The organism is Martinezella sp. CNPSo 3732 (assembly GCF_057784515.1).
This window is the reverse complement of sequence record NZ_JBXSOO010000001.1, coordinates 240,888-255,672: the sequence shown is the minus strand read 5'-3', so window position 1 is coordinate 255,672 and position 14,785 is coordinate 240,888. Positions and strand designations below refer to the sequence as shown.

The 14,785-nt window shown below is 58.6% G+C and carries 17 protein-coding genes; 8 read left to right on the top strand and 9 right to left on the bottom strand.

Annotation, left to right across the window (positions count from 1 at the left end; translation table 11 throughout):
- Positions 1-7 precede the first annotated feature (7 nt).
- A complete protein-coding gene (locus tag AC13RM_RS01110; protein WP_374816760.1) occupies positions 8-1,648 on the bottom strand; it encodes an FAD-binding dehydrogenase in 1,641 nt (546 codons plus the stop codon).
- Between the two features lie 294 nt (positions 1,649-1,942).
- Here AC13RM_RS01110 and AC13RM_RS01105 point away from each other — a divergent pair, with 294 nt between their 5' ends.
- The 4 genes from AC13RM_RS01105 to AC13RM_RS01090 all read left to right on the top strand — a co-directional run bounded on the left by AC13RM_RS01105 (position 1,943) and on the right by AC13RM_RS01090 (position 6,469).
- Positions 1,943-2,167, top strand: a complete 225-nt coding sequence (locus tag AC13RM_RS01105; protein ID WP_113229262.1) for a hypothetical protein — start codon at positions 1,943-1,945, stop codon at positions 2,165-2,167.
- Between the two features lie 198 nt (positions 2,168-2,365).
- The gene (locus AC13RM_RS01100) at positions 2,366-2,743 is read left to right on the top strand and encodes a hypothetical protein (protein WP_132720389.1); all 378 of its coding nucleotides are present in this window, start codon (positions 2,366-2,368) and stop codon (positions 2,741-2,743) included.
- A gap of 158 nt (positions 2,744-2,901) precedes the next feature.
- The gene (locus tag AC13RM_RS01095; protein WP_374816761.1) at positions 2,902-4,074 is read left to right on the top strand and encodes an acetate/propionate family kinase; all 1,173 of its coding nucleotides are present in this window, start codon (positions 2,902-2,904) and stop codon (positions 4,072-4,074) included.
- A 19-nt stretch (positions 4,075-4,093) separates the two neighbouring features.
- Positions 4,094-6,469 (top strand): phosphoketolase family protein, encoded by a 2,376-nt coding sequence (locus AC13RM_RS01090; protein WP_374816762.1) that lies wholly within the window; start codon positions 4,094-4,096, stop codon positions 6,467-6,469.
- A gap of 54 nt (positions 6,470-6,523) precedes the next feature.
- On the opposite strand, the gene AC13RM_RS01085 is transcribed toward AC13RM_RS01090, so the two are convergent.
- The 3 genes from AC13RM_RS01085 to AC13RM_RS01075 are packed head-to-tail and all read right to left on the bottom strand — an operon-like array spanning position 6,524 to position 7,440.
- Entirely contained in the window at positions 6,524-6,712 is a 189-nt protein-coding gene (locus AC13RM_RS01085) for a DUF3008 family protein (protein ID WP_095438378.1), read from the bottom strand.
- A gap of 39 nt (positions 6,713-6,751) precedes the next feature.
- Positions 6,752-6,922 carry a hypothetical protein gene (locus AC13RM_RS01080; protein ID WP_167078130.1) on the bottom strand — a complete coding sequence of 57 codons (171 nt, stop codon included), beginning with the start codon at positions 6,920-6,922 and terminating at the stop codon, positions 6,752-6,754.
- A gap of 56 nt (positions 6,923-6,978) precedes the next feature.
- Positions 6,979-7,440, bottom strand: a complete 462-nt coding sequence (locus AC13RM_RS01075; RefSeq protein WP_069615147.1) for a YbhB/YbcL family Raf kinase inhibitor-like protein — start codon at positions 7,438-7,440, stop codon at positions 6,979-6,981.
- Positions 7,441-7,582: 142 nt separating this feature from the next.
- Here AC13RM_RS01075 and AC13RM_RS01070 point away from each other — a divergent pair, with 142 nt between their 5' ends.
- Positions 7,583-7,840, top strand: coding sequence for a DUF2934 domain-containing protein (locus tag AC13RM_RS01070; RefSeq protein WP_095438961.1), 258 nt, complete (start codon positions 7,583-7,585; stop codon positions 7,838-7,840).
- Between the two features lie 110 nt (positions 7,841-7,950).
- Here the strand turns inward: AC13RM_RS01070 and AC13RM_RS01065 are convergent, their stop codons facing one another.
- Complete coding sequence (locus tag AC13RM_RS01065) at positions 7,951-8,307, bottom strand: hypothetical protein (protein ID WP_374816763.1); 357 nt, start codon at positions 8,305-8,307, stop codon at positions 7,951-7,953.
- Between the two features lie 497 nt (positions 8,308-8,804).
- Here AC13RM_RS01065 and AC13RM_RS01060 point away from each other — a divergent pair, with 497 nt between their 5' ends.
- Positions 8,805-9,245: a hypothetical protein gene (locus AC13RM_RS01060; protein WP_350223787.1), complete on the top strand. Its 441-nt coding sequence runs from the start codon at positions 8,805-8,807 to the stop codon at positions 9,243-9,245.
- A gap of 174 nt (positions 9,246-9,419) precedes the next feature.
- Here the strand turns inward: AC13RM_RS01060 and AC13RM_RS01055 are convergent, their stop codons facing one another.
- The gene (locus AC13RM_RS01055) at positions 9,420-9,971 is read right to left on the bottom strand and encodes a BON domain-containing protein (protein WP_488554445.1); all 552 of its coding nucleotides are present in this window, start codon (positions 9,969-9,971) and stop codon (positions 9,420-9,422) included.
- A gap of 66 nt (positions 9,972-10,037) precedes the next feature.
- A complete protein-coding gene (locus AC13RM_RS01050) occupies positions 10,038-10,766 on the bottom strand; it encodes an MgtC/SapB family protein (protein WP_488554444.1) in 729 nt (242 codons plus the stop codon).
- 244 nt (positions 10,767-11,010) lie between these two features.
- Here AC13RM_RS01050 and AC13RM_RS01045 point away from each other — a divergent pair, with 244 nt between their 5' ends.
- On the top strand, positions 11,011-11,922 hold the full coding sequence (locus tag AC13RM_RS01045) for a DMT family transporter (RefSeq protein WP_488554443.1): 912 nt from the start codon (positions 11,011-11,013) through the stop codon (positions 11,920-11,922).
- Positions 11,923-12,086: 164 nt separating this feature from the next.
- On the opposite strand, the gene AC13RM_RS01040 is transcribed toward AC13RM_RS01045, so the two are convergent.
- A complete protein-coding gene (locus AC13RM_RS01040) occupies positions 12,087-12,707 on the bottom strand; it encodes a hypothetical protein (protein WP_488554442.1) in 621 nt (206 codons plus the stop codon).
- A 325-nt stretch (positions 12,708-13,032) separates the two neighbouring features.
- Here AC13RM_RS01040 and AC13RM_RS01035 point away from each other — a divergent pair, with 325 nt between their 5' ends.
- Positions 13,033-13,935, top strand: a complete 903-nt coding sequence (locus AC13RM_RS01035; RefSeq protein WP_285176635.1) for an alanine--tRNA ligase-related protein — start codon at positions 13,033-13,035, stop codon at positions 13,933-13,935.
- 217 nt (positions 13,936-14,152) lie between these two features.
- Here the strand turns inward: AC13RM_RS01035 and AC13RM_RS01030 are convergent, their stop codons facing one another.
- Complete coding sequence (locus AC13RM_RS01030) at positions 14,153-14,749, bottom strand: invasion associated locus B family protein (protein WP_488554650.1); 597 nt, start codon at positions 14,747-14,749, stop codon at positions 14,153-14,155.
- Positions 14,750-14,785 lie beyond the last annotated feature (36 nt).

The window sequence follows — 14,785 nt, the reverse complement described above, 5'->3', positions numbered from 1 at the left end:
GACCGGTTCATGCCGCCCGTCCTGCTTTACGGCCGGAGAAAATGCATCCTCCCAGGAACGTGCCCTCCAGCGCATTGTAGCCGTGATATCCACCGCCGCCGAAGCCTGCGGCTTCGCCGCAGGCATATAGCCCTGGGATGAGTGCACCATTCCGCCCGAGCGCCTGGCTATTCAGATCGGTTTCGAGACCGCCCAGAGATTTTCGCGTGAGGATGTTGAGGCGCACGGCAATCAGTGGGCCGGCCTTTGCATCCAATATGCGATGGGGTGGGGCCGTGCGCATGAAGCGATCGCCGAGATAGCCGCGCGCCTGTCTCAACGCGACGATCTGGGCATCTTTGGCAAAGGGATTGTCCAACTCGCGATCACGGGCTTCGATCTGGGTGCGCAGATGGGCAAGATCGAGCGGGTGGTCGCCGATACGGTTCATGCCGGCGACCAGCTCTTCCAGCGTTTCGGCAACGATGAAATCCTTACCCTTCGCCTTGAATGCTTCCACCGGCGGGGGAGCCGACCGGCCAAGACGGCTGCGCAGAAGGAGCCCGATATCGCGTCCCGTAAGATCTGGATTCTGTTCGGAGCCCGAAAGGGCAAACTCCTTCTTGACGATCTTCTGCGTGGTGACGAACCAGCTGTAGCTATGGCCAAGCCTGCAGATGTGCTGCAGCGTCGCAAGACTGTCGAATCCCGGCAGGCAGGGGGCAGGCATGCGATTGCCATCGGCGTCGAACCAGAGCGAGGAAGGCCCCGGGAGGATGCGGATGCCGTGGTTCGGCCAGATCGGGTCCCAGTTGGCAATGCCTTCGGTATAGTGCCACATCCGGTCGCCATTGATCGGCCGCGCGCCGGCTGCCTCGGCATGACCGATCATCAAGCCATCCACGTGGTGGGGCACGCCGCTCAGCATCCGCTCCGGGGGTGCGCCAAGACGTTCGACGGGCCAGGCGCGGCGAACCAGTTCCGGATTGCCGCCGATGCCGCCGCTCGCCACGATCACGGCGCCGTCGATGCGGAAGTCGCCGACGACATCACGGCTCGACTGCTGACCGCGCAGGATGTTGTCCTCGGCGAGGATCTCGCCCTCCACGCCGAAAATGCCGTCTTCATCACCGACCAATCGCGTCACGCGCCGCCGGAACAAGAGCTCGATCTTGCCGTCCTTCTCCGCTGCCAGCACTCGCTTCACGAAAGGATCGAGTACGCCGGGACCCGTGCCCCAGGTGACATGGAAGCGCGGTACGGAATTGCCGTGCCCGTCGGCGAGGCCTCCGCCGCGTTCTGCCCAGCCGACAACGGGAAACCAGCGCATGCCGAGCCCATGCAGCCAGCTGCGCATCTCGCCGGCGGCAAAATTGAGGTAGGCCTCCGCCCAGGCACGAGGCCAGAAGTCCTCCGGTCGGTCGAAGGCTGCAGCGCCCAACCAATCCTGGCGGGCGAGATCGAGACTGTCGCGAATGCGCATCCGCCGTTGTTCCGGCGTATCGATCATGAACAGCCCGCCAAGCGACCAGAAGGCTTGTCCGCCGAGACTTGCCCGAGGCTCCTGATCGATAAGGATCACCCGTTTCCCGCGCTCTAGCAGCTCACAAGCCGCAACAAGGCCTGACAAGCCTGTTCCAACGATCACCACATCAGCATGACTGCTCATCCGTCCCTCCCTCAGCGAATAGCATATTCAATTGGAGAGCTTAGTGAAGCTTACGTAAAAGTAAAACGAATACCAGAGCTGACGACCATCCAGAATCGATCCACCAAGCCTGCATTTCGTCTCCACGAAACCTGCACGATGTTCATGTTGTCTTCCGACACTGATAGCGATCAATCGCTCTTTTTGTTGATGCCGTTGCCGCTGTCGACACGAAAGGAACCCTCAGCAGGGACGGGCTTTCGAGCGAACGGAGATAGCGACGAGCGACATCGGCAGCCTCTCAAGGGAAACATCATGTACAAACAGAAGTCGCCCACGCTTATCGATTGGCTTTTCATTTTGGCGCGTCTGGCACCGATCATCATGGTCTACCTGTGGCCGACATTCCTTCGTTTCATTCTAGGCACTGTCTTTTTTGTCGCGCTCGCCGCGCTGATGTATCATTTGGTTGACGTGGAACCGAACTTTTCGGCGCACGACTCTTCTCAACAAGTGGCTCCACTTACTCGCGAGCGGTAATCTTTACGTTCGGAGCAGAGAACTCTCCCCGTTGTCGAGCCAGGATGCGTCCCTTCGGACAACGAAAGCCTGGTCTTATAATTGACTGGGAGAAGGAAATCACGACAGAGTGCATCTCCACCGCCTTCTCCATCGCATCGGCTTGCCTGACATCGGAAAAGGCGCACCCGATTGCTTAACAGGAGAGGAGCAGCAGCCATGGGCAAGCTTCCCGACATGACGAAACACCGCGGTTTTCCTTCCGGCATGCCGGGTACAGGCGTGCAATTCACCATTCGCCGCGCAAACCCGAAAGGCGTGACACCGATCAAGAAACTGCCGCGCCGCGCGCGGCCGGGAACGCAGGAACACCGGATCGACGCCGCATTCCTGCATGCGCTCTGGCACTATTTCGGTGCAGAACCTTTCGAGCGCGGCAATCTCGACGCTGCACGGCTCAACCTGCTCTTCGAGCGCGAGGTGCTGCCCGCAGACAAGGATTTCGATCCGCTCTCCTATGAAGCCATGCTCGTCATCAACGAGAAAGTGGCGCGCGAAAGCTTCCCCGAAGCATTCGAAGATGTGATGGAGGTCTGACGCCACGCGGAAGCGCACAGCCCTCCTGAACGGGCGGTAACGGAAGTGCTGCGCCGCAAAGCCATGTCGCTAAGGATGGCATGCGGCCCTATGCCCGGTTGCCTCCGGGCTGGAGCGCGCTAACTTACGGTAGTCGACACTCTTCATTTGAGGCTGACATGCCCGACGATGTCTTGCTGACATTCAATGCCGGCTCCTCGACCTTGAAAATCGGGGTCTTCGAGCTGACGGCAAAGGAACCGAGAAATGTCGGCCGCGGCAAGATCGATTTCGATCAAAGCCCATTGATGCTCCGCTATTCCATAGGCCAGGATCGATACGAGAAGGCGATCCGGGGCGATAATAGCGGGCAGTTCGTCTCCGTCATCTCCGAAACGCTGGACCATATGCTGGCTCACCTTCCCGGCAGGCTCCAGGCAGTTGCCCATCGTGTCGTCCACGGCGGCATGGTGTTTCAAGAGGCCATCCTCTTGGATGACGCTGCGATCGAGCGGATCGAGAAGCTCGTTCCCCTAGCGCCCCTGCACCAGCCCCAAGCCCTGCGCGCCATTCGGTCGATGAAAACGCTGCGTCCGGACGTTCTTCAGACCGCCTCCTTCGACACGGCCTTTCATTCGTCGCAAGCCGACGTCGTGCGACGGCTGGCGATACCGCGCGCCATGCATGACGACGGAGTGCGCCGCTACGGCTTTCACGGGCTCTCTTACAAATACATCGCCGCGAAGCTTCGAGAGATCGATCGGCAAGCGGCGAAGGGCAAGGTCGTCGCCTGCCATCTCGGCAGCGGCGCCAGCCTGTGCGCGATGGAAAACGGCATCAGCCGCGATACGAGCATGGGGTTTTCGGCGCTCGACGGCATCCCGATGGCGACGCGTCCCGGCTGGCTGGATCCAGGCGCCCTGCTCTACCTCATGAGGACGGGAATGCCGCAACCCGATCGGATCGAGGCTTTCCTCTATCATCAATGTGGCCTGCTCGGCGTCTCAGGCATCAGCGGCGATACACGGGTTCTGCTCGATGACAAGAGCCCGGAAGCGGCCGAGGCCATAGATCTATTCTGTTTGCGCATTTCAGGCGAGATCGGGCGGCTATGCGCGACGATCGGCGGTCTCGATGCCATCGTCTTCACCGCCGGCATCGGCGAGAACCAGCCGCAGATCAGGACCCGCGTCGCACAAAGGTTGCAGTGGTTGGGTATCGAGATTGATGAAAATGCAAACCGCAGCAATTTGACCTCGATCAAGGCGACATCCAGCCTCGTAAAGCTATTCGTGATCCCGACCGACGAGGAGCGGGTGATCGCTGAAGAGGCCGTTACCCTGATCGCTTGACGAAAACGAGGAGACGCAGATGAATGCTGTTACTGCACCGCTTTCGCCCGAAGAACTCTCCCTGATCGACCGCTATTGGAAGGCGGCCAATTATCTGTCGGTCGGCCAGATCTATCTGATGGACAATCCGCTGCTGCGCGAACCGCTCAAGCCGGAGCATATCAAACCGAGGCTGCTCGGCCACTGGGGCACGACGCCGGGATTGAACTTCATCTACGCGCATCTCAACCGCATCATCAAGACGCGCGATCTCGACATCATCTATATATGCGGCCCCGGACATGGTGGCCCTGGTATGGTCGCCAACACCTATCTCGAAGGCACCTATAGCGAGATCTATCCGGACATTTCCGAGACGGCGGAAGGGATGCAAAGGCTGTTCAAGCAGTTTTCCTTCCCCGGCGGCATTCCGAGCCACGCCGCACCGGAAACTCCCGGTTCCATCCATGAGGGCGGCGAGCTCGGCTATGCGCTCGTGCATGCCTATGGCGCCGCCTTCGACAATCCCGATCTGATTGTTGCCTGCGTCGTCGGCGATGGCGAGGCCGAGACCGGACCTCTGGCGGCAAGCTGGCATTCCAACAAGTTCCTCAATCCGGCACGCGATGGCGCGGTACTGCCGATCCTCCACCTCAACGGCTACAAGATCGCCAATCCGACGATCCTCGGCCGCGAAAGCGACGACGATCTCCGCAAGCTGTTTTGGGGCTATGGCTACGAACCCTTCTTCGTCGAGGGACATGAACCATCCGCCATGCATCAGGCCATGGCCGAGACATTCGACCGCGTCTTCGACCGCATCCGCGACATACAAAGAAACGCACGCGAAAAGACGTCGTCCGAAGGCATACCGCGCTGGCCCATGATCGTGCTGCGGAGCCCGAAAGGCTGGACCGGCCCCAAGCAAGTCGATGGCAAGAAGGTCGAAGGCTTCTGGCGGGCACATCAGGTGCCGGTCGCCAATTGCCGAGGCGACGAGGGTCATCGCAAGATCCTGGAAGACTGGATGCGCAGCTATGATCCCGATGACCTTTTCGATCATAACGGGGGGCTGAAGGAAGAGCTGCGAGCGCTTGCGCCTGGTGGCCAAAAGCGCATGGGCGCCAATCCGCATGCCAATGGCGGCCTGCTGCGCCAGGAGCTTCTGGTTCCCTCCATCGAGGACTATGCCATTGAGATCGGCGAGCGCGGCAGCAAGCAGGTGCAATCCACCGAAATCCTGGGGCACTACTTGCGCGATACGCTGAAGCTCAATGCTGCCAAGCAGAATTTCCGCATCTTCGGTCCCGACGAGACGGAATCGAACCGGCTCGGCAGCATCTTCGAAGCCACGGATCGGGTCTGGATGGAGGCGATCGAGGATTATGACGTCCATCTGTCCCGCGACGGGCGGGTGATGGAGGTGCTCAGCGAACATCTATGTCAGGGCTGGCTGGAAGGATATCTGCTCACGGGTCGGCATGGGCTTTTTTCGTGCTATGAAGCCTTCATCCATATCGTCGATTCCATGTTCAACCAGCATGCCAAATGGCTGAAGGTTTCGCGCGAATTGCCGTGGCGCAAACCGATTTCGTCGCTGAACTATCTGTTGACCTCGCATGTCTGGCGGCAGGACCATAACGGCTTTTCCCACCAGGATCCGGGCTTTGTCGATCTCGTCGCCAATAAGAAGGCCGACATCGTGCGCATCTATCTGCCGCCGGATGCCAATACGCTGCTGTGGGTCGGCGATCACTGCCTCAGGACCTACGACCGGATCAACGTCATCGTTGCCGGCAAGCAGCCGGAATCGCAATGGCTCAGCATCGACGAAGCGGCCACCCATTGTAAGGCCGGCGTCGGTATCTGGGATTGGGCGAGCTACGAGGACAACACGATCGCCCCCGATGTCGTGATGGCCTGCGCAGGTGATGTCCCCACCATGGAGACGCTCGCCGCCGTCATGCTGTTGCACGAGGCGATCCCCGATCTCAAGATCCGCACGGTCAACGTCGTCGATCTCCTGGCTCTGCAGGACCCGCAACAGCATCCGCACGGCCTTGATCATCAGGCATTCGACCAGATCTTCACCACCGACAAGCCGGTGATCTTCGCCTATCATGGCTATCCCTACCTGATCCACCGGCTAACCTATCGACGGACAAACCACGACAACATCCATGTTCGCGGCTTTATCGAGGAGGGTACGACAACCACGCCATTCGACATGACCGTGCTGAACGAGCTAGACCGCTATCATCTCGCATTGGAGGCGATCAACCGCATTCCCGGCCTGTGGGAAAAAGTGCCGGAGGTCGTGGATAGCCTGAAGGCAAAGCTCGGCAAACACCACGATTATGTCCGCCGGCACGGCGAGGATATGCCGGAAGTTCGCGACTGGCGGTGGAAACGATAGAACTGGACTGACGTCGACAACAAGCCGGAAATACCGCCCTGCAGCGGCCAGCCCTCAGGATTTGGACGCGTGCTGCGGCTTTCCCTTTTGCTTGGTCGAGGCCATGTCGTGAAGCTCCTTCTCGCTCATGGAGTCGACCATGCTTTTCGACGCACCCTTCAGTTCGCTCTTCTTTCTTTCGCCGCGTTTGGCGGCGAGCGCCGCACCGGCGGCCATTTGCTGTGATTTCGACTTTGCTGGCATGATGACGTCTCCTTCGGATTAGGTTGAAATTCTGCCGGCTTAGCCGGCGAAACGCACCAGCAGGATCACGAGGACTACGGCGGCAAGCCCGCCGATAAACACCAGACGCTGCCAACGTCGCTTCAGGATGATTTCGCCTTGGCGTGCATCTTCCGCAGAAAACGTGCGCGATTCCTGTTTGTGCGGACTGTCTTGGTCTCTTCTGCTCATTGCAACCATCCCTCGACGGCAGGAACCGCCGATCGTGTCTGCCTGCAAAGCGCGGCTTACGATTGGTAGCTGCCAGTAAGGCTTGCCTCTGCAAGCATGTGTTTCTTCACTTTCTGCCACATGGCTTCCGCCCCGGCGGCTTCGGGAAGCGTCATCCGCGGTACATCGAGCGCGGCAAGCCGGAAAACGTACCGATGCGGCGGATCGCCTGCCGGAGGACGCGGACCGTCGTAACGGGCATTGCCGAAATCATTCTTATAGAAGCGCAACGCCTGCTCCTGCATCGCATCCACGTTCTCGACCAAGCCACTCCATTCCGCCGGAATATTGGCGATGCCGCAATGGCGGAATGTTCCCGCCGGCGCATCCGGATCCTCGATGATCAAGGCGAAGCTTTGGGTCCCTTTGGGAGCGCCGCCCCAGGCAAGCGGCGGGAATATGTTTTCCCCATCCAACGCGTATTTGCTCGGTATCGGCGCATTCTCAGCAAAGGCCTTGCTGATCAACGTCAAAGCCATTCGATCCTCCTCTTGCTGTCATGGATTCATGAGCCTGTGAAGTTCTGAACTTAAGGTGGAACACATCAGAATCATTATTGTTCCCCATAGGGAACATTCGCACTCATCCGCAGTTGTGGGAGCGTCCATGAAGGAGGAAAAAATGACGGACGAACGGTTCGAGTGGATCAGCAAGAGGGCCTACGCCATCTGGGAAGCAGCCGGCCGCCCCTGGGGCTGCAGCCACCATCACTGGGAACAGGCGGCCAAGGAGCGCGAGATCATGGAGAGAACGCGAGCCTCCGCCGACGGCGAAGAGGTGCTCGCGAGATTTCGACGGACGACTGTAATACGTCCATCCGCGAACGATGCTCAGGAGAGCGGGGAAGATACGCTCTCCGACGACAGACGTGTCGGATAACTTCCAGTCATCGGCAGTTCCAGAGCCGTTCCGTTCCCATATCCGGTCCCCTCAAAGAGGAGCGGACATCCGCAACGCACATTCATCCCCAAATCTCGGAAGCCTGCGTGCTAATTCTGCGTTCCGTCGCGATTTGGTTGGGCCGGTGTGCTCTTCGTTCCCTGCTGATTGTTCTCCGTCCGATCGGTTGGAGCGGGTTGTGTGGATTGCCCTGCTGGCGGCGTATTGTCTACCGTGCCTGTCTGCGGCTGCCCGCTGGAGGAACTTATGGTCGGCGCCGGATTCTGCGATTTGCCTGGTTCGATATAACGGCCCCAGACTTCAACGCCGACCCATACGATTGCCGCCAGAACCAATGCCGTGATCAAGATGGTAGACAGATGCGTGCCACGCACGCCTTGGCGGGCCTCGGTCGCGGACAGGGACTTCTTCGGGTCCTGGGGCTTTTTCGGTTCCTCGAATGCCATTGCAAGCCTCCATGTTTGCAAATTCCATATGGACCTAACCGGCACTTCGAAAGATGGTTCCATCGAGGAGCATCCGCGTTCAATCGGCATAAACGGAACAATGCGCAAATCCCGGCGTTAGCTTAATGAGGTTGCAGATCGTGCCAAGCGGACGCGATGGTGCTGAAGAATATGGAGATTTTTCCGCTTTCTCTCCATAGCCAACGAAATGGCAGTCGAGCTTCCTATCCATCCGATCTGCGGCCTTTCCAACCTTCGAGGAGATGGAAGGCGGATCAGCCTTTGACGCTTTACCGTCTGATCTTCATCGCGGCCTGGCTGAATGCAAAATCGTATAGCCCGTTCTGGTTGGCGGCTGGGCCGTGGGCGACGCTTGATCCTGGCAACCGAAAGGGAGCTGGATTTCATGAATATCGATGCCGCCCCGCGGAACACAAAATGACCAGGAGGGCAGCGTCTTTCGCAACGGAAAACTCCATCCGTCATGGAGGTGAACAATGGCAAGAATTATCGTCAGTGCGGCGCCGCCGAAGGAACTATCGGCGTCGACACCATCATTTCCACCGAGGCCTGAGTGGTCACGCCTTTCGAACAGCCGGAGCTTGGTGACCAAATGCGGGCGCTTCCTGCTGATAACGGCGGTAACGGCTGCCATGTCATCGAATTTCGTGTTCGCACAACAGCAACCGAACGACGATCGATGCAAGGCAGAGGATACCAACCGGCAGACCGATAACAAGCATGCGGAAAGCGGACAGACGTCGACGCCGGACGGCAACCCCAGCCAGAAGCTGTCCGACTGCGGCGGCGTGCTGAAACCACCGCCTGTTGGCGACAGCAAAATGGAAAAGCCCGCACCGCAGGTCGGCAACACGCCTGTCATCAAGCCCGGTGATCAGCCGAAAGAACAGCAGAACGGCCAACAGCCAGAGAAATAGTGCCGATCTTTCTTATGGCTTTGGCTCGGGTTGCTCTATGGGACCGTGCGTAACGGCCCCAGAGTCTCGATTATCGCTCGACGTAAACGGCTTGATGACGAGAATCGCCAGAATGGACGCGATCATGAAGCCGAAAATGAGGAGCAGCAGCATTCGCATGTCGAAGTCCTGATCCTATGAGGATTTGCGCACGGTAAGATTGCTGTCATGCCCGACTATGCCGCTGGCTTGCCGGGAGATCGCCTCGGCGCGCTGCTTGGCCTCGTGATTTTCGACGGATCCTTCGACAATGACGCGCCCGCGGCTGACGGTGACGAAGATGCTCGCTGTGTCGAGCAATCGATCAGCCCTCAGCCTGTCTTCGATCTCGGTACGAATTTCCCCATCGGTCCTTTCCTGTGCCAGCGCAGAGGACTTCGCTGGCAGGTCTTCGGAGACTCTGCCATCCCCGACCTTCCTTGAGCCGGAGATCGGTCTGATATCGGAAATCCTGACGGAAATTTCATCGGCCGTTTGCTTACGCTGAAGGTCGCATTCGGCTGAATCCTCGCAGCGCGCGTCATCGGTACCAGGCTCAGGCGGGATTTCCTCTGACGAATATTGCTTCGTTTCCTCGTCCGCAATATCCCCCGAGCCACCGGCTGCCTGATCAAGCGCCCGAAGGGTGCGCATATCGCCGCGATCCGGAGAAGCCTTTGCCATCGTCTGTTGTTTGGTTTCGGTCATGGTTTTCTCCCTTTCGATAAGGGACAAACTTTTACCCTTCCGGAATGTTCCGATCGGGGGCCTCTATCAAGTTCCAGTGGTCAGCATCTCGAAGGATACGACCTTGTGATGCTCTTGAAGCGATGTCAGCAGTTGAGCGCCGCCGCCATCCGGTCCTGCGTGCCGCCATCGCACCTCGTAGGAAATATGCGCAATGGCCTCGGTCGGACCCGTCGCCTTGCCGACGAAGGCGCAGGCATACCCGAGCGGTTCAAGCACTGCTTGCATATCGGTGACCCCAACGCCGGCATCACGCGGCAGCTCTATCACTAGACGCGCCTTCTGCCTGCGCGGGATCAGCCTGTCGAACTGTTTAAGCGGCGATAGCACAACAAAGGCAATGAGAGCGCCGGCCGAACCGACAATAAGCTGACCGCCGCCGATGCACAGGCCGATGGCCGTCATGATCCACAAGGTCGCAGCCGTCGTGACGCCGGTCACGAGATCTCCGCGCTTGAGAATGGCACCGCCACCGATGAAGCCGACGCCGGTCAACACGCCGAGTGGAAAGCGCAGCACATCCATCGATGCAAAGGACTGGGACGTCTTGCCCACTGTGGACAGCAGGAGATTGGCCTGGATCATCGACAGGCACGCGGCAAGCCCGACGAGGATCGTCGTGCGAAACCCGGCCGCATGCCCCCCCATCTCTCGATTGATGCCGATCAGCCCCCCAGCTACGACCACCAGCACCAGACGGACGACAATATCCAACCAGTCCGCATCCACCCGCATGATATCGCTAAGGTCAGGCACGATGTCCTCTCAGGAAGTCTCACCACCGGGGGTTTCCAGTTGGGGAACATCGCAGACGGCGTTTCGTTCCATCCTCGATCGAAGCGCTCACGAAAAGCACAATAGAAGCAGCATGATGACTTCCGGCTCTCTTGTCAGTTCGAGGGAAAGCGCTTAGCCAGAAGGTCGCGCGCGCCATCGCGCCTGGAACCGCTTCCTGCAATGGGAAGCAACCATATCGATTCGACACACCCTGTGAGGCCATATGATTTCCGGAAGCCGTAAAAAGGGACCCATTGCCGGGATCGCACTCGCCTGCGCGGGATATGCCTGCTTTTCACTTCAGGACGCGATGGTGAAGTGGCTCGTCGCCAGCTATGAAGTGCCCGAGATCCTCTTCATGCGCAGTCTGGTCATCGTGCTGGTTGCAGGCGTGCTCGTCCGTTATCGGCGCCATCCGTCAATTTTCAAGAGCCCCTATCGCGGCACGGTCGTCCTGCGCGCCGGGCTGATGCTGCTTGCCTGGCTGCTGTTTTACAACGCGGCCCGCTATCTAGGTCTGGCAGAACTGACGACACTGTACTTCTCGGCGCCGATTATCGTCATGGTTCTTTCGATCTTCGTTCTCGGGGAGAAGATCCATGCGGGCCGTTGGATCGCCTGCATAGGAGGCTTCATCGGCGTGGCGATCGCGGCAAATCCAAGCCATTCGCCCAACCTCCTGCCCGCCGCCATGTGCCTCGTCGCGGGTTTTTGCTGGGCTTGGAGCACGATCCTGATCCGGCTCGTCAGCCGAAGCGAGACCACGCTCACCCAGATGTATGCCACGAGCCTGATATTCGGCATTGCCTGCGCCCTGTCATTTCCATGGACATGGAAGACCCCTGATGCGAGCGGCTGGGCGCTGATGCTGACCCTCGGCGTGATCTCTACGATCGGGCAGTTTCTGCTCTATGAAGGCTTTCGATACGCGCCCGCTTCTACGCTGGCGCCCATCGAATATAGCGGTCTTGTTTGGGCTTTCGTGTACGGCTATGTGATCTGGGCCGAGATTCCGGCGACGAACGTTTTTGCCGGCGCCCTCCTCATCATCGCCTCAAGCTTCCTGCTCATCCTATGGGAGCGCCGCGTGGCGCGCCCACAAAAAGAACGTGAAATACTGAGACGCCACCGATAGATGGCTCGCCTGCTCTCGAAACCGCGAGCCAGCTGCGCGAAAGCAAGTGCGGCTTTACGGCAAGGATACCGAAGATCGGGCCATTAAGCGGCTGAAGCCGATCTGCCTGATCGCGCCGCACTCCGGGTCTTCGACCTGGGACATACCGTTGTCCCAAAAAGCCATCACATTGCTTTGCCGCCCGCCAGCCGGGCTGCGCGCTGCTTGCGGTTCGCCTCCAAAGCCTGCTGAAAATCCAGGTCGGTTTGCGCGTGGTAACGGAGATCCTCGAGAAACTGAGAGACGCCATCAAGCGTATCGACGAGGACATATCGCAGACCGCCGCCAGCATCGATCAGGTCATGGCTGACGCTCACGCCGAAACCACCGGCAACCTTGCGAAACCACGCCGAGCGCCAGCGCTTGAAACCGTCTGGATCCGACTGAAACTCGGCAAGCAGCATCTTCTGCTGGTCAAGCCGCGCGAGGAACGTCTCAACCGCGCCCTGCGAGCCGGCCTTCGCCTTCTCAGCCTTCTTTGCAATCCACTTTTCAAGAAACTGAAACCCTGGCTGCGGAGCCGTCGCTTCATCCTGATCGATAACCGCCTCGGAATCAGGTGTCGGCCGCAGGACGCAATCCGCATGCGCAGACGCGCTTGCCTGCGTTTCCCGCTCCATTGCCAGGGTCTGCTTGAGATCGGCAGCAAGCTCTCCCCAGATCGATCTTGCCGATTCGACTGGCTTTGCTTTTGTTCGGCGGGAGGATTTGATTTCGATAATGAAAGGTTTTGTCTGTTTAACCATGATATTTCAGTGTGTGCTCGACGACGGAGCGCAGTTGATGGGCAATCAGCATTGATGAAAGGCTGGCATTCTCTGAGGGCAACGACCGTCGCGCGGCGATCGCTTGCGATCATTATGGGCCAAGGCCGTACACCAAACCGATCGATGAAGCAATCTCGCCGCTCCCGTCCAAAATAGCCGTCAGCACACTGGGACCAGATCTACAGCACAAACAAGACAGGCATGTAGCAAAGGTGAAGAAGATCCACCACTTGAAGGAGCATGCCCTTCTGTCCGGCAAGGGGAAACTCGCATCTGCGCATTGCAGATCCTGCATCGTGTCGCTATGTTTAAAGAAGGCGCACGAACAGCAAAGGAGGTTGCCTATGTCATCGCGGGACGCCTGATCCAGCAATACCAAGACTTCTGCCTTTCCAAAGGCATCAAATTCACACGTATAGACTCCGTACAGCCGCACGATAATACCACGCTCTTCTGCAGCGCTGGGATGCAGCAGTACAAGCCCCTCTTCTCCGATCCTTCCCATATTGGTACGGTTGCCAACGCTCAGGCCTGCCTGCGAATGGGCGATCTCGACGAGATCGGGGACGGAACGCATTTCCTTCATTTCACGATGCTGGGGCTTTTCTCGTTCAGGGAAATGGCTGTCGGCGACGCGATCGATTTCTGGCTCGAGTTTCTCGGAACCCTTGGCCTCGTGCCCGATCATGTCACGATTCATCCAGATCGCCTCGAAGAATGGGCGCCGTTCTATCGTGGCCGCATTCCCATCATCCCGGATAACGAATGCACGTGGAGCGACGGCAGCATCAATGGATACTGCACCGAATTCTATAAGGACGGCATCGAGATCGGAAATATCGTCAATCCGCTCGGAACCTGCATTGACGTCGGCTTCGGTGCCGAACGTCTCGACATGATCGTGAACGGCACTCCGCCGGCCGATGCACTTGACACGCTGCGCGACACGGTCACGACGATCGTGGAGAGCGGCTACAAACCTGGAAACAAGGAGCAGGGATACGTCTTGCGAAAGCTCCTTCGCCGCATCCATGTGATGGGCGGAGCACTGGACCATCCATATTTCGAACAGGAAGTCGTGCGTCAGGAACGATTGCGCTCCAAATATTTGCGCCTTCGCGAAAAATATCCCGACATGCCACCGGCATGGTGGTTCGACACGCACGGCATCGATGTTGCCGACCTGCAGGTGATGAATGGAAAGTAGCTTCCACTGATGATGAAAGCGGCGAAGGAGATCGTGCGAGCGGCCCCTTCGCCGCCTTGCCAGAAACACGCGGGCGCTTAGAACCAACCAATTCATAGGAAGTCGGGAGGACCTGAACTTACGGAAATCGTCAAGCCCTTCTTGGCAGTAATATCGGAAGCCTTCTCTTTGTAGTCGTAAATAGGGGACATGCGACCGGACGGAAGCGCTTCAATCATTATCCGCTATCTGCCTGCATTGCCTGGAAGGCCGCGCCGAAGCCAGTCAGGGAGATCGGAAGCTCCGCCATGTTTCCCTGCATCATCCGGATCGAGACTTTTCCCGACTTTTCCTTCATCAAGGCGGCAAGCATCTCGGGTGGGCACAACCCCTCCACCAGGCATCCTTGCGTGGTGCAGCGCGATACCTTCGCCATTGTCGAATATTTGCTGCCGAAGCCAATTTTTACACCACCCTGAATAGCAAAACCGAGCGGAAGAGCCATTTGCATGCCGACCTTCTTGTCCGCGGAACGCGCCATGCTGATGACCATGAATACCTGCTTTTGATCCGGTGACGTCAATCGGTAGACGATCTGGCAGCGCGGCTTCATCGTTTTGTCGGCCGAGCATTGCAATGTCCACGCATCGAACTTCTGTTCGGTAATATGCGGACCGGCCGGTGCGGATGTAGCCGGAGCTGGCGCCACGGCATTGGATGGATTGGCCGTGCCGGCATCCGGTGTCACATCTTGAGGCCCCGATTGCGGCGCCCCTGGGCTACTATCGGCTCCTAGCGTGGAGGAAACACCCGCTCCCCAAAGCAGGAAAACCATACAACATATGGACGCCCTCAAATATAAATTCATGCC

Bases quoted from the DNA above. Each gene is read 5' to 3' on its own strand.
- AC13RM_RS01105 (WP_113229262.1), top strand. From the start codon at position 1,943: ATGTACAAACAGAAGTCGCCCACGCTTATCGATTGGCTTTTCATTTTG.
- AC13RM_RS01060 (WP_350223787.1), top strand. From the start codon at position 8,805: ATGGCAAGAATTATCGTCAGTGCGGCGCCGCCGAAGGAACTATCGGCG.
- AC13RM_RS01100 (WP_132720389.1), top strand. From the start codon at position 2,366: ATGGGCAAGCTTCCCGACATGACGAAACACCGCGGTTTTCCTTCCGGC.
- AC13RM_RS01065 (WP_374816763.1), bottom strand. From the start codon at position 8,307: ATGGCATTCGAGGAACCGAAAAAGCCCCAGGACCCGAAGAAGTCCCTG.
- AC13RM_RS01075 (WP_069615147.1), bottom strand. From the start codon at position 7,440: ATGGCTTTGACGTTGATCAGCAAGGCCTTTGCTGAGAATGCGCCGATA.
- AC13RM_RS01080 (WP_167078130.1), bottom strand. From the start codon at position 6,922: ATGAGCAGAAGAGACCAAGACAGTCCGCACAAACAGGAATCGCGCACG.
- AC13RM_RS01110 (WP_374816760.1), bottom strand. From the start codon at position 1,648: ATGAGCAGTCATGCTGATGTGGTGATCGTTGGAACAGGCTTGTCAGGC.
- AC13RM_RS01085 (WP_095438378.1), bottom strand. From the start codon at position 6,712: ATGCCAGCAAAGTCGAAATCACAGCAAATGGCCGCCGGTGCGGCGCTC.
- AC13RM_RS01040 (WP_488554442.1), bottom strand. From the start codon at position 12,707: ATGGTTAAACAGACAAAACCTTTCATTATCGAAATCAAATCCTCCCGC.
- AC13RM_RS01090 (WP_374816762.1), top strand. From the start codon at position 4,094: ATGAATGCTGTTACTGCACCGCTTTCGCCCGAAGAACTCTCCCTGATC.
- AC13RM_RS01030 (WP_488554650.1), bottom strand. From the start codon at position 14,749: ATGGTTTTCCTGCTTTGGGGAGCGGGTGTTTCCTCCACGCTAGGAGCC.
- AC13RM_RS01070 (WP_095438961.1), top strand. From the start codon at position 7,583: ATGACGGACGAACGGTTCGAGTGGATCAGCAAGAGGGCCTACGCCATC.
- AC13RM_RS01045 (WP_488554443.1), top strand. From the start codon at position 11,011: ATGATTTCCGGAAGCCGTAAAAAGGGACCCATTGCCGGGATCGCACTC.
- AC13RM_RS01035 (WP_285176635.1), top strand. From the start codon at position 13,033: ATGTTTAAAGAAGGCGCACGAACAGCAAAGGAGGTTGCCTATGTCATC.
- AC13RM_RS01095 (WP_374816761.1), top strand. From the start codon at position 2,902: ATGCCCGACGATGTCTTGCTGACATTCAATGCCGGCTCCTCGACCTTG.
- AC13RM_RS01055 (WP_488554445.1), bottom strand. From the start codon at position 9,971: ATGACCGAAACCAAACAACAGACGATGGCAAAGGCTTCTCCGGATCGC.